22 protein-coding genes are annotated in these 24,691 nt (G+C 69.6%); 9 read left to right on the top strand and 13 right to left on the bottom strand.

The features are described 5' to 3' along the window. Window positions 1-62: 62 nt before the first annotated feature. A complete protein-coding gene (locus tag ACFYYH_RS01390) occupies window positions 63-1,280 on the bottom strand; it encodes an FAD-dependent monooxygenase (protein WP_388544302.1) in 1,218 nt (405 codons plus the stop codon). Window positions 1,281-1,636: 356 nt separating this feature from the next. Between ACFYYH_RS01390 and ACFYYH_RS01385 the strand changes: the two genes are divergently transcribed. From ACFYYH_RS01385 to ACFYYH_RS01375, 3 genes are all read left to right on the top strand, one after another. Next, window positions 1,637-2,173, top strand: a complete 537-nt coding sequence (locus ACFYYH_RS01385; protein ID WP_388544301.1) for a hypothetical protein — start codon at window positions 1,637-1,639, stop codon at window positions 2,171-2,173. 58 nt (window positions 2,174-2,231) lie between these two features. Then, window positions 2,232-2,972, top strand: coding sequence for a DUF1775 domain-containing protein (locus ACFYYH_RS01380; RefSeq protein ID WP_388544300.1), 741 nt, complete (start codon window positions 2,232-2,234; stop codon window positions 2,970-2,972). Between the two features lie 229 nt (window positions 2,973-3,201). After that, window positions 3,202-4,242, top strand: a complete 1,041-nt coding sequence (locus ACFYYH_RS01375; protein WP_388544298.1) for an NlpC/P60 family protein — start codon at window positions 3,202-3,204, stop codon at window positions 4,240-4,242. Between the two features lie 52 nt (window positions 4,243-4,294). On the opposite strand, the gene ACFYYH_RS01370 is transcribed toward ACFYYH_RS01375, so the two are convergent. The 4 genes from ACFYYH_RS01370 to ACFYYH_RS01355 all read right to left on the bottom strand — a co-directional run bounded on the left by ACFYYH_RS01370 (window position 4,295) and on the right by ACFYYH_RS01355 (window position 8,346). Next, window positions 4,295-5,197, bottom strand: coding sequence for a M56 family metallopeptidase (locus tag ACFYYH_RS01370; protein WP_388544297.1), 903 nt, complete (start codon window positions 5,195-5,197; stop codon window positions 4,295-4,297). Further along, window positions 5,194-5,559: a BlaI/MecI/CopY family transcriptional regulator gene (locus ACFYYH_RS01365; protein ID WP_388544294.1), complete on the bottom strand. Its 366-nt coding sequence runs from the start codon at window positions 5,557-5,559 to the stop codon at window positions 5,194-5,196. The genes ACFYYH_RS01370 and ACFYYH_RS01365 overlap by 4 nt, the downstream gene beginning before the upstream one ends. Before the next feature lie 174 nt (window positions 5,560-5,733). After that, complete coding sequence (locus ACFYYH_RS01360) at window positions 5,734-7,512, bottom strand: SpoIIE family protein phosphatase (protein ID WP_388544292.1); 1,779 nt, start codon at window positions 7,510-7,512, stop codon at window positions 5,734-5,736. Window positions 7,513-7,545: 33 nt separating this feature from the next. Then, window positions 7,546-8,346: a glycine betaine ABC transporter substrate-binding protein gene (locus ACFYYH_RS01355; protein WP_388544290.1), complete on the bottom strand. Its 801-nt coding sequence runs from the start codon at window positions 8,344-8,346 to the stop codon at window positions 7,546-7,548. A gap of 163 nt (window positions 8,347-8,509) precedes the next feature. Between ACFYYH_RS01355 and ACFYYH_RS01350 the strand changes: the two genes are divergently transcribed. After that, on the top strand, window positions 8,510-9,463 hold the full coding sequence (locus tag ACFYYH_RS01350; RefSeq protein ID WP_388544287.1) for a LysR family transcriptional regulator: 954 nt from the start codon (window positions 8,510-8,512) through the stop codon (window positions 9,461-9,463). A gap of 80 nt (window positions 9,464-9,543) precedes the next feature. On the opposite strand, the gene ACFYYH_RS01345 is transcribed toward ACFYYH_RS01350, so the two are convergent. Then, entirely contained in the window at window positions 9,544-11,139 is a 1,596-nt protein-coding gene (locus ACFYYH_RS01345) for a phytoene desaturase family protein (RefSeq protein WP_388544285.1), read from the bottom strand. Window positions 11,140-11,320: 181 nt separating this feature from the next. Between ACFYYH_RS01345 and ACFYYH_RS01340 the strand changes: the two genes are divergently transcribed. Next, window positions 11,321-12,046 (top strand): helix-turn-helix domain-containing protein, encoded by a 726-nt coding sequence (locus tag ACFYYH_RS01340; protein WP_388544283.1) that lies wholly within the window; start codon window positions 11,321-11,323, stop codon window positions 12,044-12,046. A gap of 23 nt (window positions 12,047-12,069) precedes the next feature. Here ACFYYH_RS01340 and rph read toward each other — a convergent pair whose 3' ends face one another. Then, entirely contained in the window at window positions 12,070-14,667 is a 2,598-nt protein-coding gene (gene rph, locus ACFYYH_RS01335) for a rifamycin-inactivating phosphotransferase (protein ID WP_388544281.1), read from the bottom strand. A 510-nt stretch (window positions 14,668-15,177) separates the two neighbouring features. On the opposite strand from rph, the gene ACFYYH_RS01330 reads away from it, so the two are divergent. Next, window positions 15,178-16,284, top strand: a complete 1,107-nt coding sequence (locus ACFYYH_RS01330; protein ID WP_388544278.1) for an SMP-30/gluconolactonase/LRE family protein — start codon at window positions 15,178-15,180, stop codon at window positions 16,282-16,284. A gap of 71 nt (window positions 16,285-16,355) precedes the next feature. Here ACFYYH_RS01330 and ACFYYH_RS01325 read toward each other — a convergent pair whose 3' ends face one another. Continuing rightward, window positions 16,356-17,024, bottom strand: a complete 669-nt coding sequence (locus tag ACFYYH_RS01325; protein WP_388544276.1) for a DUF421 domain-containing protein — start codon at window positions 17,022-17,024, stop codon at window positions 16,356-16,358. Between the two features lie 155 nt (window positions 17,025-17,179). Here ACFYYH_RS01325 and ACFYYH_RS01320 point away from each other — a divergent pair, with 155 nt between their 5' ends. Continuing rightward, a complete protein-coding gene (locus ACFYYH_RS01320; protein WP_388544274.1) occupies window positions 17,180-18,346 on the top strand; it encodes an NAD-dependent formate dehydrogenase in 1,167 nt (388 codons plus the stop codon). Between the two features lie 392 nt (window positions 18,347-18,738). On the opposite strand, the gene ACFYYH_RS01315 is transcribed toward ACFYYH_RS01320, so the two are convergent. Further along, a complete protein-coding gene (locus ACFYYH_RS01315; protein WP_388544272.1) occupies window positions 18,739-19,347 on the bottom strand; it encodes a TetR/AcrR family transcriptional regulator in 609 nt (202 codons plus the stop codon). 164 nt (window positions 19,348-19,511) lie between these two features. On the opposite strand from ACFYYH_RS01315, the gene ACFYYH_RS01310 reads away from it, so the two are divergent. Next, a complete protein-coding gene (locus tag ACFYYH_RS01310) occupies window positions 19,512-21,023 on the top strand; it encodes a DHA2 family efflux MFS transporter permease subunit (protein WP_388544270.1) in 1,512 nt (503 codons plus the stop codon). A gap of 152 nt (window positions 21,024-21,175) precedes the next feature. On the opposite strand, the gene ACFYYH_RS01305 is transcribed toward ACFYYH_RS01310, so the two are convergent. Together ACFYYH_RS01305 and ACFYYH_RS01300 are read right to left on the bottom strand one after the other, a co-directional pair. Next, window positions 21,176-21,583, bottom strand: coding sequence for a PPOX class F420-dependent oxidoreductase (locus tag ACFYYH_RS01305; protein ID WP_388544267.1), 408 nt, complete (start codon window positions 21,581-21,583; stop codon window positions 21,176-21,178). A gap of 137 nt (window positions 21,584-21,720) precedes the next feature. After that, window positions 21,721-22,653 (bottom strand): SDR family NAD(P)-dependent oxidoreductase, encoded by a 933-nt coding sequence (locus ACFYYH_RS01300; RefSeq protein ID WP_388544265.1) that lies wholly within the window; start codon window positions 22,651-22,653, stop codon window positions 21,721-21,723. Window positions 22,654-22,734: 81 nt separating this feature from the next. Between ACFYYH_RS01300 and ACFYYH_RS01295 the strand changes: the two genes are divergently transcribed. Then, complete coding sequence (locus tag ACFYYH_RS01295) at window positions 22,735-23,238, top strand: MarR family winged helix-turn-helix transcriptional regulator (protein ID WP_388544262.1); 504 nt, start codon at window positions 22,735-22,737, stop codon at window positions 23,236-23,238. Between the two features lie 27 nt (window positions 23,239-23,265). Here ACFYYH_RS01295 and ACFYYH_RS01290 read toward each other — a convergent pair whose 3' ends face one another. Next, window positions 23,266-24,468, bottom strand: a complete 1,203-nt coding sequence (locus ACFYYH_RS01290; protein ID WP_388544260.1) for an NAD(P)/FAD-dependent oxidoreductase — start codon at window positions 24,466-24,468, stop codon at window positions 23,266-23,268. Then, window positions 24,465-24,662 carry a ferredoxin gene (locus ACFYYH_RS01285; RefSeq protein WP_388544257.1) on the bottom strand — a complete coding sequence of 66 codons (198 nt, stop codon included), beginning with the start codon at window positions 24,660-24,662 and terminating at the stop codon, window positions 24,465-24,467. The genes ACFYYH_RS01290 and ACFYYH_RS01285 overlap by 4 nt, the downstream gene beginning before the upstream one ends. Between the last annotated feature and the right edge of the window lie 29 nt (window positions 24,663-24,691).

The raw sequence follows: 24,691 nt of genomic DNA, 5'->3' as shown, positions 1-24,691 counted from the left end.
GGACAGCCCTCAGGGCCTCTCGTTTGGATCCTGCTGGGCTCGCCAGATCCAGACGAAAGATGCTAGCCGGCCTTGATGCTGTGGCCTCCGAAGCCGCTGCTCCGGTCGGAGCCCTTGTTCTGGTCCTGCCACCACCCGTCGAACTCCGCCTGGCCCATGGCGGACCAGTCCGGTGTGTTCTCGACCTGCGCGCTGCCCATCCTGCGGGCCAGCGCGACCATGGCCGACCCGACGGCGCTGCGGCCGGCGTCGTACCTCTCCAGGACCTCCTGCCAACTGCTCCCGGTCACCCAGGCGGCCTCCAGGGCGGTGGCGTCCTGAAGCGCCTTCACACTGCCGCCGCCGATATGCGGCCGGGCGACGCTGGCGGCGTCGCCGACGAGCACCATCCGTCCCGAGGTGTAGTGGGGCACCTCCAGGTCGTAGATGGGCTGGATGAAAGTGGTCTCAGGGGGTGTACGGAGCACCCTGGAAGCCCAGTACGGCGGAAAGGTGTCGGCCACCAGGGCGCGCAGATGCGCGGTGAGCTCCGCGTGCAGACGGCCCGGCGGCAGGGAGGTCGGGGTCCGCAGGTCCGGGTGGAGGCCGTCGTTCCGCGGGGGCGTCGTGTAGAGCACCCAGTTGAGCCGGTGCCCGTCGGCGCCGTCCGGGATCCGGTAGATGATGCAGTGGCCGCCGGGGAAGACGATGTTGTGCGCGTCATGGCCGTCCGAGGGGAGATCGGCGACGTCCGAGGACGCGCCGCGCCAGCCGATGTAACCGGCGTACGCCGCGCTGACCCCGGGGAACATGGCCTCGCGGACGACGGAGCGGTACCCGTCGGCCCCGATCACCACGTCGAAGTGCTCCTGGTGTCCGTCCGCGAGCCGCAGTGTCACACCGTCGGCGTCCGGATCCACGCCGATGACCGTCGCGCCGGACCGGTAGGAGACCTCCTCGGGCACCCGGCGGCGCAACTCGCTCCACAGGGAGCCCCAACTGTAGGCGCGGAAGGGGAACGGCTGCTCGCCGATGGCCCGGCCGTGGTCCGCCTCGCCGTCGCGCATGCTCCACACCCGCCGGGTCAGGGGCGCCCAGGGCATCTCGGGTGCCACGTATCCCGCGTGCCTCAGCTCGTCGTACCGGTCGTTGTGCAGGGCGATTCCCACTCCCCTGTCGCGGAGTTGGGCGTCGGCCCGCTCGAAGACGGTTATCCTCTCGGCTCCGCCGCGCGACGCGGCCAGGGCCGTGGCGCACCCCGCTATGCTGCCGCCGACCACAGCGATGCTGCCTCCGCGCATGACTGGCTCTCCCCTTATGTGGTGGTGCGGTCACCGTTCCGGGCGCTGTCTCGCCGACGTGGCCGGCCGAAATCCGCTTGAACCGGCGCTCGTTGTCCCGTTCACCCCGCGGTCAGAACCCGGACGGAATCCTATCGAGCCGCGAACGGCCAGGGGGCTCGTCTCGTGTGGGGGTGGTGGTACCGCGCCGGCGCGGCGGCGTGGATGATGGGCGCGGCATGGACCGGATCTCGGCGTTCACCTCTCTCTGCCCGTCACGGCGTGGACCGGGCGGGCGGTGGACGCGGGCTGCCGTCTTCACACTGACCAGCACCGTACTCGCGGTCGTGGGGCATCATCTGGCATCGGAGGATCCGGTGCCGTGGCCGCGGTTGCTGTACGGGGCGGCCGGGGTCCTGATGGCGTCGGCGGCCGCGGCGGGCACCGCCCGTTCCTGGTTGCCGGTGGCCGCGGCCACCGGGGGCGCCCAGTGGGTGCTGCATACGGCCCTGTCCGTACCCGCTCCCGCCGGGCACGGGCATGTACGGGTCCTCCAGGGGGCGCACCCGCTGCGGGGGCAGGGCTGTGCGCCGCACCACAGTGCTCCGGTGATGATGGCGGCGCATTGCGTGGCGGCGCTCGCGGTGGCGCTGTTGATGTACCGCGCGGATCAGGCGCTGAGCCGGCTGCCCGGAGCAGTGGGCAGATGGGCACGGGTCGCTGTCGGCCTGATCGCCGCCGCCGTGCTGGGCAGCCGGCGTCCGGCCGCGCGACCCGATGTCCGCTCCGCGCCGAGGAGACCGTACGCCGCCGCCGTACGGTCGGTGGTGGAAGTGGTGTTGTGCGATGTCGTGGTGCGCAGGGGCCCTCCGGCACGGCGAGCGGGAGACGTTTCCCTGATCCCGGTGGGCTGACCCTGGCCGGCTGTACGGCCCGTGGACGAGCCCGCCCGTACGAGAGAGCACTTTCACCATGAACAGACTTCACACTGTCCTCGACCCTCGGCGGTTCGGCATCGCGGTGGTCGCCGCGGCAGCCGTCCTCGCGGCGGGAGCGGGACCGGCCGCCGCGCATGCCGAGGTCACCGCCTCCGACGCGCGTGCGCTGGCCGAGAACGTCACCCTGGACTTCACTTCCGAGGCGGAGTCGGCCACCGCGGGCATCAAGGAGCTGCGGATCGTCCTGCCGAAGGGAATCGCCCCGGACGCCGTGGCATTGAAGAAGGCGCCCAAGGGCTGGAAGCTGACGGCCACCGACGACGGCTACACCGTGGGCGGTTCACCCCTTGGGACGGGTACGGACGCCGAGCACAGCATCACGGTGCGGCAGTTGCCGGACGCGAAGTCGCTGGCGTTCAAGACCGTCGAGACATACGGCGACGGCGAGATCTCCCGGTGGATCGAGATCCCCGGTGGCGGGCAGGAGGTGGGGAACCCGGCGCCCGTTCTGGAGCTGAAGGCGGCGGCCCCCGGAGCGACCCCGATCGCCTCAAGTCCGTCACCGGAGCCGAGTACCAGCGCTCCCTCGGCGGCGCCGACGCCGACGCCGTCCGACCCGGCTGCCGGTCCGGCTGCCGATCCGACGGGGACGGCCGCGCCCGAAGCGAAGGACGAGTCCGGCGATACGGGACTGATCGTGGCGGTGATCGCTGTCGTGGTGGTCCTGGCCGGGGCGGCGGTGTGGTGGGTACGCCGTAGCCGTATCCAGGCATAGCCGCTGGTGGCGCTGGTGCGCGCCGCATGGTGCGCACCAGCGTCCGTCCGTACGGGGCCCTTCGAGGGGGCGTTCACCCACCCGGCCTCGCCCTCACCAGCGCGCTGGAACTAATCTGCTTAGCAGTTTAGTATGTGCTCTTATCTTCGCACGGTCGATCACTCGCCGGGGGTGACGGCGGAGGTGCCGCCGGACCCGTCGGCGGTAGTGGAAGAAGGAGCTCGCCTCAGTGGCGTCCCACCGTCGTCCCAAGCAGTCGAACCACGCGTACGCGACCGTGCTCTCGGTGACAGCGGCAGCGGCCGTCGCGGTGTCGGCGCAGTCGGCCTCCGCCGATCCGCTGCCCGATCCGAACAAGAAGGGTGTGCAGGCGCAGATCGACCGCCTGTACGAGGAGGCGACGCAGGCCACGGAGAAGTACAACGGAGCGAAGGAGAAGGCCGACGAACTGCGGGAGCAGGTCGACAACCTCCAGGACACCGCCGCCCGTAAACAAGCCGACCTGAACGATTTCCGTGACCGCCTCGGTTCGATAGCGACCGCCCAGTACCGAAGCGGTGGCCTCGACCCCTCCGTCCAGTTGTTCCTCTCGGCCGACCCCGACGCCTACCTGGACCAGGTGTCCGACCTCGACCGGCTCAGCACCCAGCAGGCCGACATGCTGGAACAGTTCCAGGAACAGCAGCGTGACCTGCGCCAGCAGCGCAGCCAGGCCGCGGCGAAGCTCAAGGACCTCAGGGACACCCGCGAGGAACTCGGAAAAAAGAAGAACGAGATCCAGGGCAAGCTGGCGAAGGCCCAGAAACTCCTCAACACACTGACGGCCGAGGAACGAGCCGACAGGGCCGCCGAGGAAGAGCGGGCCAACCGGTCCAGCGAGCGGGTCGAACTCGGCAACGAAGCCAGTGCCTCCCAACGGACCGCCGCCGCGTTCGACGCGGCCAAGAGCCGGGTCGGCATGCCGTATGTCTGGGGAGCCGCCGGGCCGAACTCCTTCGACTGCTCCGGTCTCACGTCCTGGGCGTTCCGCCAGGCCGGCGTGTCCCTACCTCGTACGTCCCAGGATCAGGCCAACGTCGGCACCCGGATCAACTCCCTGAGCGCGCTCAAGCCCGGCGATCTCATCATCATGCGAACCGACTTGAGCCATGTCGGCTTCTACGCGGGAAACGGGCAGATCCTGCACTCACCGAAGCCGGGCGCCCAGGTGCGCTACGAGTCGATCGAGCGCAGCGGCATGCCGTTCATGTGGGGCGTACGCATCAGCTGACCACCGTCCTGCCGGTCACGGCCGGGCCCGCGCCACGACGGGCAGCCACGTGTCAGCCCAGTCCGGGAGGGCACGCGAGGAGGAGGGGCAGCAGCGGTGTCATCACGGCGGTCGTGGCCATGGCGGCGCGGAGAGCCGGGTGCGCACGCCGCGCGGGCGCCAGGATCCGCCGGAGCCGGACGAGCACCGTGGGGCCTCCGGCGGCCAGTGTGCCCCGGGGCACGGCGCCCCCTGAGGCCATTTCGAGCATGGCGGCGGCCAGCACCCCGTGCGGATAACGGCGCAGGGCCCGGTCGTCCGCCGCCATCTCCAGCAGGAGTGGTATCTGCTCACGGAGGTGCCGGGCCAGGGGCAGCCCGCGGCAGACCGTCGCGAAGGACTGGGCGGCGACGAGCACCAGATGATGACGACCGGCGATATGAGCCCGCTCGTGCTCGACCACAGCGTCGAGTTCCGCACCGGAGAGCAGCTCGACCGCGCCCGTGCTCAGGACGATCCTGGGACGACGGCCGGGGAGACAGTAAGCGGCCGGTGTGCCGTGCTCGATCACCGTGGCGCGCAGCCGGGCCGACGGGCGGCCGACCTTGTCCAGGACCCTGCGGTGACCGTTGCGTGCCCCACGGGCGCGCACCGCGTGAAAGGCGAAGCTCAGCACATGGGCACCCGCCACCACGGCCGAGGCCGCGACACCGAGGTGTTGCACCGTGCCCATGCCGGGGCGAGCGATTCCGAGGGCCACGCCGCACGAGTAGAGAATGCCGTGCAGATGCGCGTCCGGGGTGGCCAGATGAAGAGCGGCGAGCGCGATGCACAGGGAGAAGGAGGCCGCGAACGCCGTCCACACACTCGCGGCGAGTACCGGGGACCGGTGTGGCCAACTGCTCCGTAGCATCACACGCGGCGCGACCCAGCCAACGGCCGCCGCGTAACCGAGAAGGGCGGGGGCGGCGTTCATTCGGCGAGACGGCCGGCGGCCCGGAGGGCCTCACGCAACGCGGCCACTTCCTCGTCGGTCATCCGCTCGACGAAGTACGCGAGAGCCGCCGGCCGGTCCTCACTGGCACCCAGCGCATCCTCCATGAGAGCCGCCGAATACGCCTCCCGGCTGCGTACCGGGGTGTAGAGCCAGGCCCGGCCCTGCTTCTCCCGGGTCAGCCAGCCCTTGTTGTAGAGAATCGTGGCCACGGTCATCACGGTCGAATAGGCCGCCGGCCGACGGGTGTTGATGTCGTCGACGACCTCACGGACCGTGGCGGGTCTGCCCCACTTCCACAGACAGTCCAAGATCTCGGCCTCAAGTTCCCCCAGCCACCGCATGCCCCGCGTCCTCTCCACCACCGCCCTCGGTACCACCGGTCATGATAGACGCGGGCGTACGTCCCGTTCGGTGAGCACCCGACCGGGGAAGCTCGCCGCAACCGCGCAGCTCAGGCGGCCTGAGGCCGAGGGCCGCAAGGAATCCCGCCAACGGCGGGTGCGCCCACGCTGTGGTCAATGCTCGGCGGGCGGGAGGTCGAGTTCACCCCAGATGATCTTGCCGTCCGGGGTCCATCTGCTCCCCCATCGGCTGCACAGATGGGTGATGAGGAACAGACCACGGCCGTTCTCGTCCGTGGTGTCGGCCTGCCTCGGACGCGGCAGGCTGCCACTGCCGTCCGAGACCTCGCAGATGAGTACCCGGTCCCGGATAAGACGCAGTCGGATCGGTCCCGAGCCGTGCAGGATGGCGTTGGTGATCATCTCGCTCACGACCGTCTCCCCCGCGGCCTCCAGTTCGGTCAGGTTCCACTTCGCCAGCTGACGCCGTGTCCACGCGCGTGCCTCTCCGGCGAGGGAGGGGTCGGGGGCGGACAGGTCCCAGGAGGCCGTCCGGCCGGGGCCGATCATCCGGGTGGCGGCCAGCAGCAGGGCCACATCGTCCGGCTGCCTCCTGGCCGAGAGCATGCCGACCGCCTCGGCGCAGAGTTCGTCGAGGGAGTGGTTCGGCCGGCCGAGAACGGCCGCCAGGCGATCCATGCCCACATCGATGTCGTCGTCGCGGGACTCGACGAGGCCGTCGGTGTAGAGGGCGATCAGGCTGCCCTCCCGAAGGGTCAGGTCGGTGGCCGCGTAGGGCACGGTGTGGATGGATCCGAGTCCGAGCGGGGGGCCGGCAGGGACGTCCGGGTAGGTGACGAGGCCGTCGGGATCGACGATCGCCGGCGGCAGGTGACCCGCGCGCGCCATGGCGCAGTGGCGTGTGACCGGGTCGTAGACGACATACAGGCAGGTGGCCCCGGCCGCGCTCTGTGCGGCGTGGCCCACCATGTCGTCGGCCGCGGCAAGGCGGAGTATCAGGTGGTCCAGGTGAGTGAGCAGTTCGTCGGGTGGCAGGTCCATGTCCGCGAGGCTCTGTACGGCTGTACGCAGCCGGCCCATGGTCGCCGCCGCCTGGATGCCGTGACCCACGACGTCACCCACCACCAGCGCCACCCGTGCACCGGACAGCGGGATGACGTCGAACCAGTCTCCGCCCACCCCGGATTCGGTGTCCGCGGGGAGGTACTGGGAGGCGAGGTCGACGGCGGAGCCACCGGAGAGCGTGGACGGCAGCAGACTGCGCTGGAGCGCGAGGGCCACCGCCCGCTCACGTGCGTAACGACGGGCGTTGTCCAAGGACAGAGCGGCGCGCGAAACGATGTTCTCGGCCAGCATCAGGTCCGACAGATCGAACGCCGACGGGTTGCTGGTCCGCAGGAAGATCGCGATGCCGAGCACCATGCCGCGTGCGTGGACGGGCACCATCATCATCGAGTGCATGCCGTTCTCACGCATCTTCGCCGCCCGGCCGGGATCGTGGGTCTCCCATGCGGCCACGTCCAGTTCCGGCTCCAGATAGGACTCCCTTGAGAAATACGCCCCGGTGAAGGGCGAGTCGGGCGGCACGAACACCGGCTCCTCCTTCTGCCAGATGCTCTCCGGTATGCCTTCGTGGATGGACGCCGCGGCCGCCCGGTGGAATACCGTCTCGTCGTCCTTGTCGGTTCCCAGCTTCAACAGGGGCTCTTCACCGAGCGGGACCGTCTCCGCCAGATCGACCGCGACGTAGTCGGCGAGAAAAGGTACCGTGAAGTCCGCCAGTTCCTGCGCGGTGTGCAGGACGTCAAGGGTCGTCCCGATGCGCGTACTGGCTTCTCCGAGCCGGACCAGATGACTGCCGCTCCGCCCGCTTTCCCTCTTGGCCCGGCCTCGGAACAGCTGCCACGTTCGCCCGACTCGCCATGGATACATCGCGTCAATTCACCTGTGTGCCGCCCTCGGCGGTCATACGGACATCGTGAGGTGGTGATCGGTGAGATAGCGATCGGCCGCCTGGAGCGGGCTCAGTCCGCCGACGTTGATCGAAGCGTCTATCTCCTCGACGCCTTCGTTTCCCATGTTCAGGGTGTCCAAGCGGGCAACGGCCTCGGGGTGGATTCGTCCCAGCGCCTCCAGGCGGATGACCGGGCTGGCATGGTCCACAGTGCCGAGCAGTCCCTCGGGTTCCGCGAGCGGCCGCAATGCGTGGAGACGGTTGAGGAACTGCGGACGCCACAAGGGAATGACGAACCATTCACGTGCCGCGATGCCGCGGTTCACTCGCGCGATGAAGCCGTCCTCGGTTCCGGGAGTGAATGTGTAACCGACCTTTTCCAGGCCGTACTCACGCACTATCGCGGCAGAGAAGCGGCTGATACCCGCGCCGGGGTTGATTCCGTCGATGGCCGTGGTCATACGCTCGACGACCTCGGGCCTGGCGAGATCGGAAACATCCCACACCTCCTCGACGGGAACATACGGCGGCACCGCCCAGACGCAATAGGGCCGGTAGTGCGGTGCCAGCACCTGAACCCGGTCCAGGTACCGGGAAAGGTACTCGGCGTGGCTGGACGGCAGCCACGCGGACACCAACACGTCAACGCGGCCTTCTTCTTGCTGCCGGAACAACTCCTCGTGCGTGGCTTCCACGCTGTTCACCCGGTGACCGTAGGACTCCAGGACCCGACGGGTGACGGCAGCGGCAGCCCGGTGAAATGACAGAGCGATATTACCCACGGTGATCTGCTCAGGGGATGTGAGCGCCATGATGACTCCCTCGCTGTCACGGTACGAAAGTCCGCGGTTGCGGTACGTCCGATCGATCGATTGTCGTTCGACCCTTCGCGGATCGTCCGCCTGAATCCATGGTTTCCCTGAATCAGGCCAGAAGTCCAAGAATTGTTTGGCATCATTTCTATAGGCTGAGGGCATGGCAACGCTGCGGCAGCTGGAATATCTGGTGACTATCGTGGACGAGGGCTCGTTCACACGGGCTGCCGAAAGGCTCAACGTCACCCAGCCCGGACTCTCCCACCAGTTCCAGACACTGGAACGTGAAGTCGGCGGGCCGCTGCTGGAGCGGTTGCCTCGTGGCGTGCGCCTGACCTCGGCCGGCCGCTCGATGCTGCCGCACGCCCGTGCCGCCCTGGCCGAGGCCGGCCGCGCCACCGTCTACGCCCGGCGTGCCGCCGGGGTCTCCACCGGTGAACTGCACCTGGCGGTGCTCTACTCGATCAGCGTCGGCGTCCTGCCCGCGGTCCTGGGCCCGTGGCGGCTGCGGCACCCGGGGGTACGGATCCGCCTGTTCGAGCACCGCAGGTGGGAGGAGATGGCGCAGGCGATGACCGCCGGCCAGGCCGACGTCGCCGTCGGCCCGCTGCCCGACGGCTGGGAGGGCGCGGCACACCACATCGGCACCGAGGAGTTCTTGGTCGTCACTCACGCCGGCGATCCCGCGGCGGCCGAGGAACAGGCACCGGACGTCCGGCTGTCCGACCTGGCGGACCGGGAGTGGGTCCACTTCACACCGGACAGCGGCCTTTCCGACTACCTCGACCGGGCCTGTGCGGTTGCCGGATTCGAACCCCGGATCGCGTTGCGCACCGAACAGGCCCCTTCGGCCGTCGGTTACGCCGCGGCCGGGCTCGGACCCACACTTGTGCCCGCCAACACCATCCCACCGCACTTCACCGGCGCGTTCCTGCGCCCCGACCCGCCTGTGGTCCGGCGATTGAGCGGATACACCCGCACCGGCCCGGACCCGGTCACCAGCTCCTTCCTGGAGGCTCTCAGTGCCCACGCCCTCCTGATGCCCGCGCACGTCAGCAGGCGGCTGCACGGCAGTGCCCCCACGACCCACCGAGCGCCACAGGAACCGTCGTGAGCCACGTGGTCGGACGGGGTGGGCTGCTCGGCGGACCTACCGGTGACCTGCGGCGCACCCGGAGGTGTGAGCGGTCCGGGTCACGGCGCGGAATTGTCACGTGTGAGGACGTGGGCGATGTTCCGGCCGGAGCCACCGCTGACACCGGGGCCGGGCCAGGTCGCGGCGCCGATCTGCCACAGGCCGGGGACAGCGGTGCGGTATCCCCCGCGGTGAGCCGCCATGGGACGCCGTGTGAACGCCTGGGCCAGTGAGTTGTCTCCCTGCGCGTGATCACCGGGCCCGGCGTTGGGGTTGTGCAGTGCGAGGTCGGCGGGCGTCGTGATGTGGCGTTCCACGACAAGGTCGGCGAAGCCCGGCGCGTGCAACTCGGCCTCCGCGACGACCCGGTCCGCGAAAGCCTCCGCCGTCGCCGTGTCCCATCCGCCGGCCCCGTAGGACGTTCCCGCGGCGTCTCCGGAGGGACTGTGCGGTACGTCGAGCACCTGGAGCCGCACCACGGCGTGCCCCGCGGGGGCGCGAGAGGGATCGACGGCGGTCGGCTCGTGCCAGGAGACGGACGGATGCTCCGGCAGCACGCCGGCCTCCGCCTGCCGGACGGACGTCACCAGCGCGTTCACACCGCGTCCGAGGTTGATGGCACCGCCCTGGTCGAGCCGGCTGTCGGTGAACCGGGGCCGGGCGGACAGGGCGAGATTGACCTGAAAGCAGCCGCGCCGGTACCGGTAGGCCCCGGCCTGGCCGCGTACTCCCGCGGGGATGCCCGGTGTGTTCCGCAGCAGCCGGCCGTACAGGAGGTCCGGGGTCGTCGAAACGACGACCGCCTCAGTCGCCCTGACCGTCGCCCCGTCGGAGGTCCGCACACCGACGGCGCGGCCGTCCCGCACAAGGATCTCGTCCACGTCCACCCCGACATGGATGCTGCCGCCACGCTCGGCGACCAGCCGGGCCAGTGCCTCGGCGAGCCGACCGGACCCGCCCACCGGTGTGGGATTGCCGACCGTGAAGGTGGCCAGAGCCACAACCGCCCACAGGGCGCTGCCGGGGGCCTCGGGGCCCGCGCCGAGGTGCAACGGCCACGGCGCCACCAGAGAACGCATTTCCTCGGTCCTGAAGTGCTCTTTCACCAGCTCCAGCGCGTCGCCCGTGAGGAGGCGCTCGAACGGTATTGCGCTCCCTCGGCTTTCGCTGCTCAGCTCCGCGAACGCGGCTTGCGCGGCGGGACCGTCCAAGCCGTCTCCGAGCAGGCCGAACAGGGTGGGCAGGTACGGCCCGACGCCGGCGAAGAGAGCACCCCAGCCGGAGGACTCCCCGAGCCGGTCGAGTTCCACGGCCAGCGCTTCCGGGGCGACGGGCGCGATCGCCGTCCGGCCGTCCGGGAGCGAGGACCCGGTGGCCAGCGGCGCCACCACATAGTCCAGGCCGTGCCGGCGCAGATCTGGGCCCAGCTCGGCCCAGACCGGGCCGCCGACGAGTGCCGGGTGCAGGGCGGACCACCGGTCGTGCAGATAGCCGGGCGCGCCCGACTCGTCCGTCCGCACCCAGCCGCCGGGCTGTTCCATGCGGTCGATCAGGCACACGCTCCGGCCGGCTTGCAGAAGATAGGCAGCGGCAACGAGTGCGTTGTGTCCCGCCCCGACGAGTACGACGTCGGCCGTCGTGCAGAGATCGTTCATAGCGGCGCACATTAGGCGGAGCAGGGACCGGGCGGCTGGTCGGTGACCGCTCAGTGGTCACCCACACGGCCGCGAACGGTCACGGGACCGCAGTCGCAGCCCGGCGCTCACACCGATCGTCTCCGCCGAGGCGGAAGAGGCGCACACTGCCCACACCCCGGCCGCATGAGAGGCTTCGCTCATGCACGGAGTGTTCCCGAACGCATCGGCGGGCACGCGCGGTACCGCGTCGGCGCGCGCCGTCATAGGCAGTGCCTTCGACCTGCTCACCGCGTTGCGCGAGCGCGGAGTCGCCCGCACCAGCGACCTTCAGCGGGCCTGCGGCCTGCCACGCACGACCGTCACCCGGCTCCTCGGCCAGCTGGCGGCCGTCGGCGCGGTCGAACGCAACGGTGCCTGGTGGCGCATCGGTGCGACCCTCGTCCAGCTCGGTTCCACCGCCCCGGGCGAGCCCCGGCTGCGTGCGGTGGCCCGGCGGCCGCTCCTGGAACTCGCGAAGGCGACCGGTGGGCTGGTCGCGCTCAGCGTCGAAGTGCCGCGCGGCGGACTGATCGTCGAGGTCCTGCCGGGCGTACGGCCACTGGCCGTCGAGCCGGCCCCCGGGATGGCCGTGCGCGACGACCTGCCGACCGCCACCGGGCTCAGGACTGGACGGCTGGCCCTGATCCGCGCCCAGGAAGCAGGCCACCTGGGAGACATGCGCCCCGTGCTGGACGCGGGCGAGGCGGACCCGTCTGTCAGCTGTGTCGCCGCGCCACTGCGGCTCTCGCCGCGCGACACCGGTGCGGTGTGGGTGATGGTGCCGGGCGGCGACGGCGTCTCGGACCATGTGGTCGCGGCGACCCGCCGCACGGCGGGCCTGATCATGACGGGACTGTCGGCCGGCCCCGGCCATGAACATCTGTGAACGGGCCCTCTCGGTGTGGCCGGTCACGGCAGGATCTCGACGTAACCGTCGGTTCCGTGCAGGCGGATCCGCTGCCCGTCCCGGATCAGCCGGGTGGCCCGCTCCACGCCCACCACGGCCGGCAAGCCGTACTCCCGGGCGATCACCGCGCCATGGGTCATCGGGCCGCCCACCTCCGTCACCAGGCCTGCGGCTCCGACGAACAGCGGCGACCAGCTCGGGTCCGTGAAGGTCGTCACCAGGATGTCGCCCGCTTCGAGATCGGCCTCCGCCAGGTCGAGGATCACGCGGGCCCTTCCCTCGACGGTCCCGGCGGAGACCGGCAGGCCGGTCAGGGCGCCGGCCGGCACGTCGTCGCGCCGGTACGCCCCAATGACGGCCTCACCGTCCGAGGTGAACACCCGGGGCGGTGTGAGCGCGTGGTACGACCGGAACGCGTCCTTGCGCCCCTGGATGAGCCCGTGGTCCACCTGGTTCGCGCGCACGACGTCGTGGAGTTCCTCGAAGGTGAGGTAGAAGATGTCCCCCTGCTCGGCAAGCACATTGGCCCGCACAAGGCGCTCGGCCTCCTCCAGCAGGGCCTGCTTGTAGACGAAGTAGCGGCTGACGATGTCGTACTTCGGGTACTCCCGGTACCCGATGAAGGTGCGGACCCGGTCGATCATCCGCTTGGCCTCGTCGGCCTTGCGGTCGCCGTCCGGCAGGGCCCGCACGCGTGACAGCACGTCCTGTTCCTTCTTCCGCGCCTTCTGCCGCCCCTCTTCGAAGCGCCGCGCGGCGGCGCCCGGCCCGAAGTTCCTGACGTTGTCGAGGATCAACGGCACGAGCTGGGTGGGGCGTTCGCGCCAACGTGGCCTCGTGATGTCGATCTCGCCGACGCAGCGCATGCCGTACCGGTCGAGGTAGGCCTCGATGGCGTCGCGCGCCTCGCTCCCGCCGGCGAGTTTCGCCAGCTCGTCCAGGAAGCCGTCGTCCTCGACGCCCCGCAGGAACGCCACCACCTCCGGATGCGGGCGGATCACGTCCGCGACATCGAGCAGTGCCAGTCCCATCCGCGAGGTGATGTTGCCGGGGGCGGACAGGGTGAGCGTGTCGGCCGCGTTCTTCTCGCCCAGCCACTCCTGGAGCCTGTCGTTGAGCCACCACGTGGCCTCCATCCCCGCCATGATCGCCTGATGGTTCAGCGGATCACCGAGGACTCGTCTGTGCTCCTCGAAGGCCTCCAGCAGGAACGCGAACAGGGCCGGTCCGGCCTTCCCCCGGATGTCGCGCTCCAGAGCGGCGATGGACGTCCGGCTGCGCCGGACCAGCTCGGTGACGACGGCCGGATCGGTCTCGATCGGAGCGGACGCACCGCCGGCCGGCGGACCGCCCGGACCCGCGTCCGGGAGCGACGGAACGAAATCGCCGCGGTCGAGGACGGTCTCCAGCGCGTCCCTGATCAGCGGATCGCCTCTGCCCATGCCGTCCAGGAGGGCGGTGCGGCTCGCGGGCGAGGCCAGGCGCCGGGTGACATCGACGAACAGCCTCCCGCCGGCCTCGTGCATCGGCACCATGGCCGTCAGCTTCCACAGGGAGAGCCCCAGGGGCTTCATGGGGTCGGTCATCATCTGCCCATGACCGACGGAGACGTAGACGTGATTCTCCTGGTCGCCGGTCTCGGGGATGGGGAACAGCGTGGTGATCGGCCGGCTCTGAACGATCTGGAAACCGTCGTCGGCCAGGCACCATTCGATGTCCTGCGGGTGGCCGAAGTGCGCTTCGATCCGCCGGCCGAGCCGCACGAGCCGCAGGACCTGCGCATCCGTCAGCGCCGGCTGCTCCTTCCGGTGCGAGTCGACCGCCACTTCCCGCGTACCGCCGGCCGGCAGGGCGTGGACGGCCCGCTGTTTGGGGGCGATCGCCTTGGCGACGACCTCGCCGTGCCGCACCGTGAAGACGTCCGGGTTCACCAGGCCGGAGACCAGGGCCTCGCCGAGGCCGAAACCGGCGTCCACGGTGGCGACCTTCCGGTTGCCCGTGACGGGGTCGGCCGTGAACAGGACGCCGGCCGCATGCGGGAGAACCATCCGCTGGACGATCACGGCCATGTGGACCGTACGGTGGTCGATGCCGTTGCGTCGGCGGTAGGTCACGGCTCGCTCGGTGAACAGCGAGGCCCAGCACCGGCTGACGTGCCGCAGGATCGCCGTCGGCCCCACGACGTTCAGAGAGGTGTCGTGCTGGCCGGCGAAGGAGGCCGTCGGCAGGTCCTCCGCCGTCGCGCTGGATCGGACGGCGTAGGCGGCCGGCTCACCGAGCGGGGCGAGCGCGCGGGTGATCGCCGCCACGAGATCGCCCGGTACGGCGATCCCTTCGATGGTCCGGCGCATCCGCGCGCTGAGCGTGCGGACCGCCTCCCGGTCGTCCGGGTTCAAGCGCGACAACTGATCGAGCTGATCATCGATCGACGGAACTTCCGCCATGATCCGCCGGAAGGCGTCCGTCGTCACGCAGAAGCCACCCGGCACCCGGATGCCGTCCATCCGCGACAGTGCGCCCAGGTTCGCTCCCTTGCCGCCAACGATCGCGGTCTGCGTCCCGTCCACCTCTTGAAGCCCCACCACATACCGCTCAGTCATCGCGACACCTCCGAGGCAGCCGTGCTCCGTGGCACCGCACCGGCCGGTCGAACTACCGGCGCCCGCACCTCTGTCGAACGCCTTGTCGAGCACGTCCTCATCCCTGACCGTCCTCCCTTCGACGACACGTCGTGCCACCATTTCCGCAGGTAGTGGCATCGGCCGCCGATTCTGCGCCACGACCGGGGTCTTGCCGCAAGCCCCCCGGCGCGCTATACCTTGAGAGTGGCAGGGAGAGAGTTCTCCCTGCCTTTGGTTTTTTCCGGCGGTGTCCTCGGTGTCCTGCGGCTCTGCCCGTGACGGCGTATTCTTGTATGCCTGGAACCGCTGCCGGCAGGTAAGAGCCCGGGGCTCCGAGTCGGCCGTCCGGGATCCTTGTCACCGAGTCTTCTGCGGTGCGGACCTGCGGGCTCACGGACTCGCGCACTCGCGAACATGACGAGCGATTCGACGATATGGCCGTCGCTGATGTCCTGGCACCGCCCAGTGAATCCCTGCGAGGAGAGATCCATGTCCACTCGATCAACCGCTCCGGCGCACAGAGCCCCTCCTCTGGGGAGTTGGGTGGCACCGGACTACGAAGTCGTCGCGGAGTTCACCGATCTGATGCCGACGGGCGTCACCGTCACCGATGAGGGGCGCATCTTCGTATCCTTCCCGCGATGGGGCGACGACGTCCCGTACACCGTCGCCGAAGTGGTGAAGGGCCAGGCTGTGGCCTATCCGAGTACCGAGATCAATAAATGGGCGCCGGAGAGCGGTGCCGACAGCCTCGTCTCCGTGCAGAGCGTGATCACCGATCCCGTGGGACATGTCTGGCTGCTCGACACGGGGAGCGAGTCCTTCGCACCGTGGGTCGAGAACGGGCCGAAACTCGTCGAGGTCGACCCGGCCGACGATCAGGTCGTTCGCATCGTGCGCCTCGACGCCGAGGCGCTGAACCCGACGACCTACCTCAATGACGTGCGTTTCGATTTCTCCCGCGGAACGGGTGGCTACGCGTACGTCACCGATTCCCAGCCCGTGGGCGCGCTCATCGTGGTCGACCTCGGATCAGGGCGGAGTTGGAGCCGGCTGCGGGGCAACGCGTCCACCAGGGCAACGGACGGCTTCCGCGCCATCGTCCAGGGCACGGTGCGTGAGAATTACGTGGTCGGGGCCGACGGTATCGCGATCAGTGCCGACGGTTCCCTTCTGTACTACTGCCCGCTTTCCGGCCGGCGTCTCTACAGCGTGCCGACCAGTGCCCTGATCGACCGCTCACTCGGCGACGAGCAGGTGGCTGCCACCGTCGTGGACCTGGGCGACAAAGGCGCCTCCGACGGGCTGGAGTCGGACACCGTCGGCACCGTCTACGCGACAGCCTACGAACACAGTGCTGTCCTCGAACGGGCCCCGGACGGGGGATGGTCGACGCTTCTGCACGGCCCCGCTCTGCTGTGGCCGGACACACTGGCCCTGGCCGCGGACGGCTACCTCTACGTCAGCGTGAACCAGTTGCCCAGAACACCGCTGTTCAACGACGACGTCGACGACCGCGTACCCCCGTACCAGATCGTCCGTGTGCACGTCGGCGCGCGCCCCGTACGTCTGACGCGAGGCAGCGGAGGAAGCTGATTTCCCGAGCCGGCGGCGCTGCCGGCTCACCTGACAGCCCGACAGGAGGAACGAGCGCCGCTCGGCTCTCGTCAATCGGCTTGTCCGGTGCGGGCACGCAGAAGGTCTTCGATGGTGATGAGTCGGCGTTCCAGTTCGTCGACGTCGCCGCGAGTGGCGTTCTTCTCCTCCGGCCGAAGGACGACGACAAGTCGTCCGTCCGGCTCCAGACGGGAGTGGGCGACACTGCTGATCTCGCTGCCGGTCTGTTCGCGTACGGCGTCGCCCAGTTCGTCCGAACGCAATCCGAGGCGCTTGATGGCCTTCTGCACGGGCTTTCCATCCTCGATCACCGTGGTCGGTGTCCCCTCGATGACATGAGCGGCCCGCTCGTCGACCGCCAGCCAGCGGTTGATGGCAGCGTTGGCCGCGACCAGTGTGACAGCGCCGATCACGCCACCCGTCACACTTTGATCGTCCCCGATGATCGCGTTCTGGACGATATTCGACAGAAGGAAAATGACGACGAAGTCGAATGCGTTGAGATGCGCGAGGCCACGCTTTCCCGTGAAGCGGAACAGGATCAGGATGAGGACATACACCATCAGCGTCCGCATTACTTTTTCGACGACCGCGATGTGTAGTTCAAAAATATCATCCCACATTTCAGACGCCTCTCTGATCACTTCGCCGGGAATGCACCGCACCACAGTGCACCATGCCGCTCCGGCCACAAGTGCAGCTCGCCCGTTTGCGTGCATCGCACGCACCTCTTTAGATGGAGAGATACGACACGGCCCGTTCCACGGTGTGGGTCACGCCGACAAGCGCCTTTGCGCCGAGGCGGAGTGGAGCAGATGGTTCGCCCCCGTGCTGGGGCAATGCGGTGGCAGGCCGAACGGTCAAGGAGACCAGCATGTCCAAGATCATATGTGTTCTTTACGACGACCCCGTCGACGGATATCCCCCGACGTACGCCCGGAACTCGATCCCCGAGATCGAAAGATATCCGGGCGGGCAGACAGTCCCGGCACCGCACGACATCGACTTCGTGCCGGGCCATCTGCTGGGCAGCGTCTCAGGTGAGCTGGGCCTGCGCCCGTTCCTCGAAAAGGAGGGCCACACCCTGGTGGTCACCAGCGACAAGGAGGGGCCCGACTCGGTCCTCGACCGTGAACTGCCCGACGCGGACGTCGTGATCTCCCAGCCCTTCTGGCCCGCCTATCTGACGGCCGAACGCATGGCGAGGGCCCCCCGGCTCAAGCTGGCGATCACGGCGGGCATCGGATCCGACCATGTCGACCTCGACGCGGCCATGGAACACGGTGTCACCGTCGCCGAGATCACCTACAGCAACAGCATCAGTGTCGCGGAGCACACGGTGATGCAGATCCTCGCGTTGGTGCGCAACTACATCCCCTCCTACGAGTGGGTACTCAAGGGCGGCTGGAACATCGCCGACTGCGTCGAACGCTCCTACGACCTCGAAGCCATGCATGTGGGAATCTTCGCGGCCGGACGGATCGGCCGGGCCGTCATGCGCCGGCTCAAGCCGTTCGGTGTGAAACTCCACTACAGCTCCCGCCACCGGCGTACCGAACTGGAGGAGGAGCTGGACCTCACCTACCACCAGGACATCCGCTCGATGGTGCAGGTGTGCGATGTCATCTCCATCCACGCGCCGCTCGTGCCCGCCACCGAGGAACTGTTCGACGACGAGCTCATCGGCTCGATGAAGAAGGGCTCCTACATCGTCAACCCGGCTCGGGCGGAGATCGTCGACCGTGACGCGATAGTCCGCGCCCTCAGGAGCGGTCAACTCGCCGGATACGCGGGCGATGTGTGGTTCCCCCAGCCCCCGCCGGCCGACCACCCCTGGCGCACCATGCCCCACCACGGAATGACACCGCACATGTCGGGCTCGTCGCTCCCGGCACAGGCCCGATACGCGGCCGGAACCAGGGAGATCCTGGAATCCTGGCTGGAGGACCGTCCGATCCGTGACGAGTACCTCATCGTCAAGGGCGGCAAGCTCGCCGGCACGGGAGCGCGCTCCTACAGCACCGGGAACAGCAAGACGTGACGGCGACCGGCGGTTCCCTATGAGGCACGCCCGGCAGGAGGCATGATCGACCACCCGGCGCCGCCATGACGGCCGAAGGAGGCGGCAGGGCGCCGAACAGCCCCACCGCCCACTGGTCCCGACCCACTGGTCCCGACCCACTGATCCCGGCCCACTGGTCCCGGCCCACTGGTCCCGACCCACTCCCGCTGGGCCCGCCGGGAGAGAGCGGACCCGTAAGCGTCGGCCGCGGCCCGCGACCGCCCCATCCACGAGCCGCGCCCGCGTCACAGGCAGGCGGCCATCAGGTCGCCCTCGGCGCGTCAGGGGGCGTACGGCCACGGCTTCGCCGCCCCGCGTCCAGCGAGACCCAGGGACCGGGGCCGGCACGCCCGGCCACCGAACGCAGGCACTCATCGATCGGCGCACGCCTGGGTGACGATCGCGTGCACCATGCACCCGGCTCGCCGTTCGGCCGCGGCCAGCGGTTCACGCTCAGCACTGAGCAGGCCCTGCTGCACATAGACCGCCAGGCCATGGGCGGACGCGGCCACCGACACGATGAGGTCGAAGGCGACGGCGTCGTCGGGAACGATCCGGCGCGCGACGGGCATCAGCAGATCACGCAGGGCGCTCCCCGCCTCCGCCAGGTCCGGATGCTCCTCCTTGCCCAGCCCCGCCCCGAAAGCGATGTCGAAGAGCGCCTGCTCATCGGCGGCGAAGCGCACATAAGCCACGGCAAAGGCCGCCAACTGCCCCTCGGCGCCCTCGACGGAGGCGATCGCCTCACTGAACCGCGCGTGCTGCTCCCGGTAGGAGCGCGCCGCCAGCGCGGCCAGCAGGGCGTCCCGGTCCGCGAAGTGCTTGTAAGGGGCCGACACGCTCACCCCCGCCCGGCGGCAGGCCTCCGCCAGGGTGAACCCGTGCGGTCCCCGCTCCGCCACGAGTTCCAGGGCGGCCTGCTCCAGTGCGTTGCGAAGGTCGCCGTGATGCTGCCCCGGCCGACGTCGTTTGACATCCATGAGGACGAGGTTAACACTCTTCACCATGCCTGGTGAATGCCATTCACCACGGGGCCCGGGACGCCTGCCGCCTCGGCCCCGTCACACGTTCCCCTGCGCTTTCTCTGTGCTTTCCCTGCGCTTTCCCTCCGCTGCCCCTCCGCCACTCCTTGGAGCACCCGACCATGACGGAAACCACGACCGCCACTCCGAGTCCCCCTCACACGGACTCCGAGTCCTCCCTGCGGGCATCCACGGCACACGCACGACGCTGGTGGGTGCTGATCGTCATCGCGCTCGCCCAACTGATGGTCGTCCTCGACGCGACCATCGTGAACATAGCGCTGCCGTCCGCCCAGTTGGACCTGGGATTCAGCGACGGCGACCGGCAGTGGATCGTCACCGCGTACGCCCTGGTGTTCGGCAGTCTCCTGCTGCTGGGCGGGCGGCTCGCCGATCTGTTCGGGCGCAAGATCGTCTTTCTCGTGGGGACCGTCGGATTCGCGGCGGCGTCGGCCCTGGCCGGCGCCGCCCAGAACTTCGAGATCCTGGTCACCGGCCGTGCGCTGCAAGGCCTCTTCGGCGCCCTCCTGGCACCGGCCGCCCTCGCCCTGCTCAACGACACCTTCACCGAGGACAGGGAACGCGCCCGCGCTTTCGGCGTCTTCGGTGCCATCGGCGGCGCCGGCGGCGGACTGGGCCTGCTTCTGGGCGGCCTCCTCACCGAGCACCTGAACTGGCGCTGGACCCTCTACGTCAACCTCGCCTTCGCGGCGCTCGCCTTCGTCGGCGGGATGCTTCTGATGCGAAGCGGCGCACCCGCGCGGCGGCCCAGGCTCGACCTGCCCGGCACGCTGCTCGCCTCGACCGGCCTGTTCGGTCTGGTGTTCGGCTTCTCCCGTGCCGAGCGACACGGCTGGTCCTCGCCGCAGACGTGGGGCCTCCTCACCGCAGCCGGTCTGGTGCTGGCAGCCTTCGCCTGGTGGCAGACCCGCGCGCGCCATCCCCTGCTGCCCCTGCGCATCCTCGCCGACCGCACCCGTGGCGCGGCCTTCCTGATGGTCGCCCTGTCCAGCGCCGGGATGTTCGGCGTCTTCCTCTTCCTGACGTACTACATGCAGGCGCTGCTGGGCTTCACACCGGTCAGGACCGGCATCGCCTTCCTGCCGATGATCGGCATTCTCATGGTCGTCGCACAGATGTCCATCAGCGTCCTCATCCCGCGCCTCGGACCGAGGACCGTCGTTCCCGTCGGCATGCTGATGGCCGCCGCCGGCCTGTTGATGCTGACCGGCCTGGATCTGGACAGCGGCTATGCCGCCCACATCCTGCCCCCGCTGCTCGTCCTCGGCGCCGGCCTCGGCCTGGTCATGCCGCCCGCCATGAGCCTGGGCATCACCGGGGTCACCACGCACGACGCAGGTGCCGCCAGTGCCGCCGTCAACACCATGCAGCAGGTCGGCGGAGCCGTCGGCACCGCGCTGCTCAACACCCTGGCCGCCGGCGCCGCCGGCGCTTACCTCGCCGACCACGGCCGCACGCCCGCGCACCTGGTCCAGGCCCAGTTGGAGAGCTACTCCGCCGCCTACTGGTGGTCCGCGGGACTCTTCGCGGCGGGCGCCGTCATCGCGGCCCTCCTGTTCCGGCCCGGTCGCCCCGCCCCCGCTCCCGAGGGCGCCGCGGTCGTCCACATGTGACCCCGCATTCCCTCGGGCGGCCCGCTTGCGGCCCGCCCGAGGGCCGACGGGCGTACGCCTCGGCGCCGGTCGACGACCGCACCGACCACGTCTTCCGGATGCGGGCGCCGGTGGAGCAGCCCGAGCGAGGCCCGCGAGGGCGGGCCCGTCGCTCAGGACTCCGTCACCGCGATGGCGACGAGCGGGCGCTCCCGCCTCCGTACACGGTCGGCGATCAGCACCAGGCGGTACAGGAAGGTCCGTTCGGCCATGAGGTGCTGAACCCGGGCGATCTCCCGCTCGTCCAGGAGACGTGCCACCCCCTCGACCTCGGGAGCGCCGGCCGGAACGGTCCCCCGCCCATTGCAGGGCGCGATCACCACGCGCCCGCTGTTGCGAATACGTTTGACCTTTCCGGTGCCGGGTGGGGTCAGCACGAACAGGGTGGCGCCTTCGATCACGCAGCCGACCGGCGTGACGACGGTGCGGCCGTCCTTGCGGAACGTGGTCAGGCTGACGTACAAGCCTCTGCCGATGCGCTTCAGAGCGGCTTCGAAGGCGGGGGACGCGGCGGGTGACATAGGGACTCCACACATCGAGGTGAACTGAATTCACCTTTGGTGAATAGTATTCACCAAAGGATTGCGGCGACGCCAGTCGGTCCCGATGTCCACCCGTCGGCTTCCGGCTACGCACCGGCCGGACACCCGTGAAAAGCTCACACCCGGCCGGCCCCCGGGTCGAAGGTGATGCCGGTCAGCTTCTCGGACCAGTTCCACAGACGCGAGGCCACCGCCCCGTCCAGGCCGATCCGCGGGGGGCGGGTCAGGGCCGGCCGCCCGGAACTGCCTCGCCGCGGACCGTAGTACTGGCCTCCCCGGGCACGGGGATCGGTAGCAGCGTGTACAGCGGACCACGCGCCGCGGTCCTTGCCCTGCACAGGCAGCGGCAGTCGTCCCAGAACGCGCCCGAAGGCCGGGGACTGGACAACGCCGTCGCGAGCGGGGCTGAACGCGTCCACGCTCAGGCCCGGGTGAGCCGCGAGGGACTGGACGTCCGCACCCGCCGCTCGCAGCCGGCGATCGAGTTCGAAGGCGGTGAGCAGCACGGCGTGCTTGGACTGGGTATAGGCGCGCTGGGGACGGTAGGACCGCTCACTTTGCAGGTCGTCCGGGTCGAACTTGGCCGTCTTGGCCATGATGCTGCCGATGGCGACGACCCGGCTCCCCGGGGTGGCCGCCAGGCGCGGCATGACGAGGGCCGTCAGCGCGAAATGGCCGAGGTGGTTGGTGCCCATGGCCAGTTCGAAGCCCTGGGGCGTGGTGCGGCGCTCCCGTCCGGGGTCACTGATCCCGGCGTTCGCGATGAGTCCGTCCAGCCGGTCCAGGCCGCGCAGTGTCTCGGCGGCCACGGCCACGGAGCTGAGATCGGCCAGGTCCAGCGGCACCGATGTCACGCGGGCCGACTCCTGTCGGGTGGTGATCGAGTCGAGGGCGGCCCCGAGCCGTTCCGGGTTCCTGCCGAGGACGACGACGTGTGCGCCGGCCGCCGCGAGCTGTTCGGAAATGAAGTAGCCGATACCGGCGTTGCCACCGGTCACCGCGTACGTCCGGCCACACAGGTTCGGGAGCGTCAGTGGGGTCGAAGTCATTCGGTCATCTTTCGAGAGTCGAAGTTTTCGAATGGCGCACCGTACATTCGTCGTACGATGCGAGTCACATACCATGAGGTCATGAGACCTTCGCCGAAGTCAGCGCTGGAAGCGGTCTACGAGATCGTCATGGCCACAACCCACCGGGCGGAACCGGCGCTCTCCGCTCTCGGTCTGACGATGTCGACCGCCTACGCGCTGTGGGCGATGGACCCGGAAGAACCGGCGCCCACGATGAAGGTGATGGCGCAGCGCCTGAGGTGCAACGCTTCCAGCCTCACCTTCCTCTCCGACCGGCTGGTGAAGCTGGGATACATCACCCGGACCGAGGACCCCGCCAACCGGCGTTTTCGCGTGCTCGCCCTCACGGAGACCGGCAGCGCCGCACGGGAGAAGGCACTGGCGGCTCTGGAGGAGTCGTGCCCTCTGATCCGCCTGACCCGTATGGAGCAGGACGACCTGCTGCGCCTGCTCGCCAGGACCCTCATCGATCCGGACCGCGCGCCGGGGGGCGGCTCGAACCGTGAGGACGGTGAACAGGCCGGTATGGCGGGGTTCCGCGCCGTGGCACAGGCGAAGCCGTAGCGGAGCACAGCGACCGATCGGGGCGACCTACAGCGGGGCCGGGGCATCACCGGCGACCGCCCTCCACGGCCGCCGGTCGGCAATCGCAGCGCGCCATGTACGCACTGCCCCAGGGCGGGAGTTGACCGCCACAACGCCGACCAGCCGGTCTTCCTTGCGGTAGGCCGCGATGAATCGGCGCCGGTCGGGACCGCCGTCGACAATGGCCACCTCTTCATGGCCTCGCAGATGACCGTATGCCTGGATCCTCAGGTCGTACTGGTCGGACCAGAAGTACGGGACCGGCGTGAAGGGGCGCTGCTCGGCGGGCCGGAGCAGATTGCGGGCGACGGCGAGACCCGCCTCCGACGCGTTCGTGCGGTGTTCCACCCGCATCGAACCGCCGAACAGCGCATTGTGCCAACGTGCCACGTCCCCCACTCCGTAGACCGACGGCGCGGCCCGGCAGTACTCGTCGCAGACGAGACCATCAGCGAGGGTCAGTCCGCTGCCCCTCAGCCATTCCGTGTTGGGGCGCGCGCCGATGCCGACCACCACGGCGTCCCCGTCCACTTCGCTACCGTCGGCCAGCCGGACACCGGTCGCCCGCCCACCGCTGCTCAGAACGCTGTCCACCGGGGTACCGGTCCGGAGGACCACCCCGTGATCGCGATGCACGTCGGCGAGCATTCTCCCGACGAGGGGTCCGAGAGCCCGTGCCAGGGGCACGGGTTCGGGCTCGATCATGGTGACCTCCACGCCCAGGCCGCGAGCGGCGGAAGCGGCTTCGGCACCGATGAATCCAGCCCCGACAACGATCAGACGACGCCCCGGCGCGAGGTGCGTCCTGAGAGCGAGCGCGTCTTCGAGCGTTCTGAGGTGGTGCACTCCGCGCACCCCCTCACTGCCCGGCAGACGCCGCGGACGGGCCCCCGTGGCCACCACCAAGGCGTCGTACCCGATCCGGCCGCCGCCGACCACGACCTTCCGCCCGATGGTGTCGGCCGCCTCGGCCGTCTGCCCGAGCCTCAGGTCCAGGTCCAGGGCGTCGAGGTCCTCCGGGGAGCGCAGCAGGATCTGGTTCGGCCCCAGTTCCCCCGCGAGGATCTGCTTCGACAGGGGCGGCCTGTCGTACGGAAGGGAGGGCTCGCTGCCGATGAGGGTGATCCCGCCGGCGAACCCGAGCCCGCGCAGCGCCTCGGCGGTGGCCAGCCCGCCGGCCGAGGCACCGACCACGACGACGCGCTTCACGGTGTTGTCACCTTGATGGCGGCAGCCGGGCACACCAGCGCCGCTTCCCGGACTGCCGCGTGCCGAGCCGGAGGAGGCGACGTGTCGAGCAGGACGACCATGCCGTCCTCGTCCCGCTGGTCGAAGACCTCCGGAGCGATCAGGACGCACTGGCCGGAAGCCACACACCGGGGTACGTCCACTTCGATATTCATGGGTTCTCTTTCCTTCCTCACTCGGCGCT

Source organism: Streptomyces sp. NPDC002018 (assembly GCF_042890865.1).
Classification (GTDB): domain Bacteria; phylum Actinomycetota; class Actinomycetes; order Streptomycetales; family Streptomycetaceae; genus Streptomyces.
The sequence above is the reverse complement of the archived record's forward strand: the minus strand, read 5'-3'. Positions and strand labels throughout refer to the sequence as shown.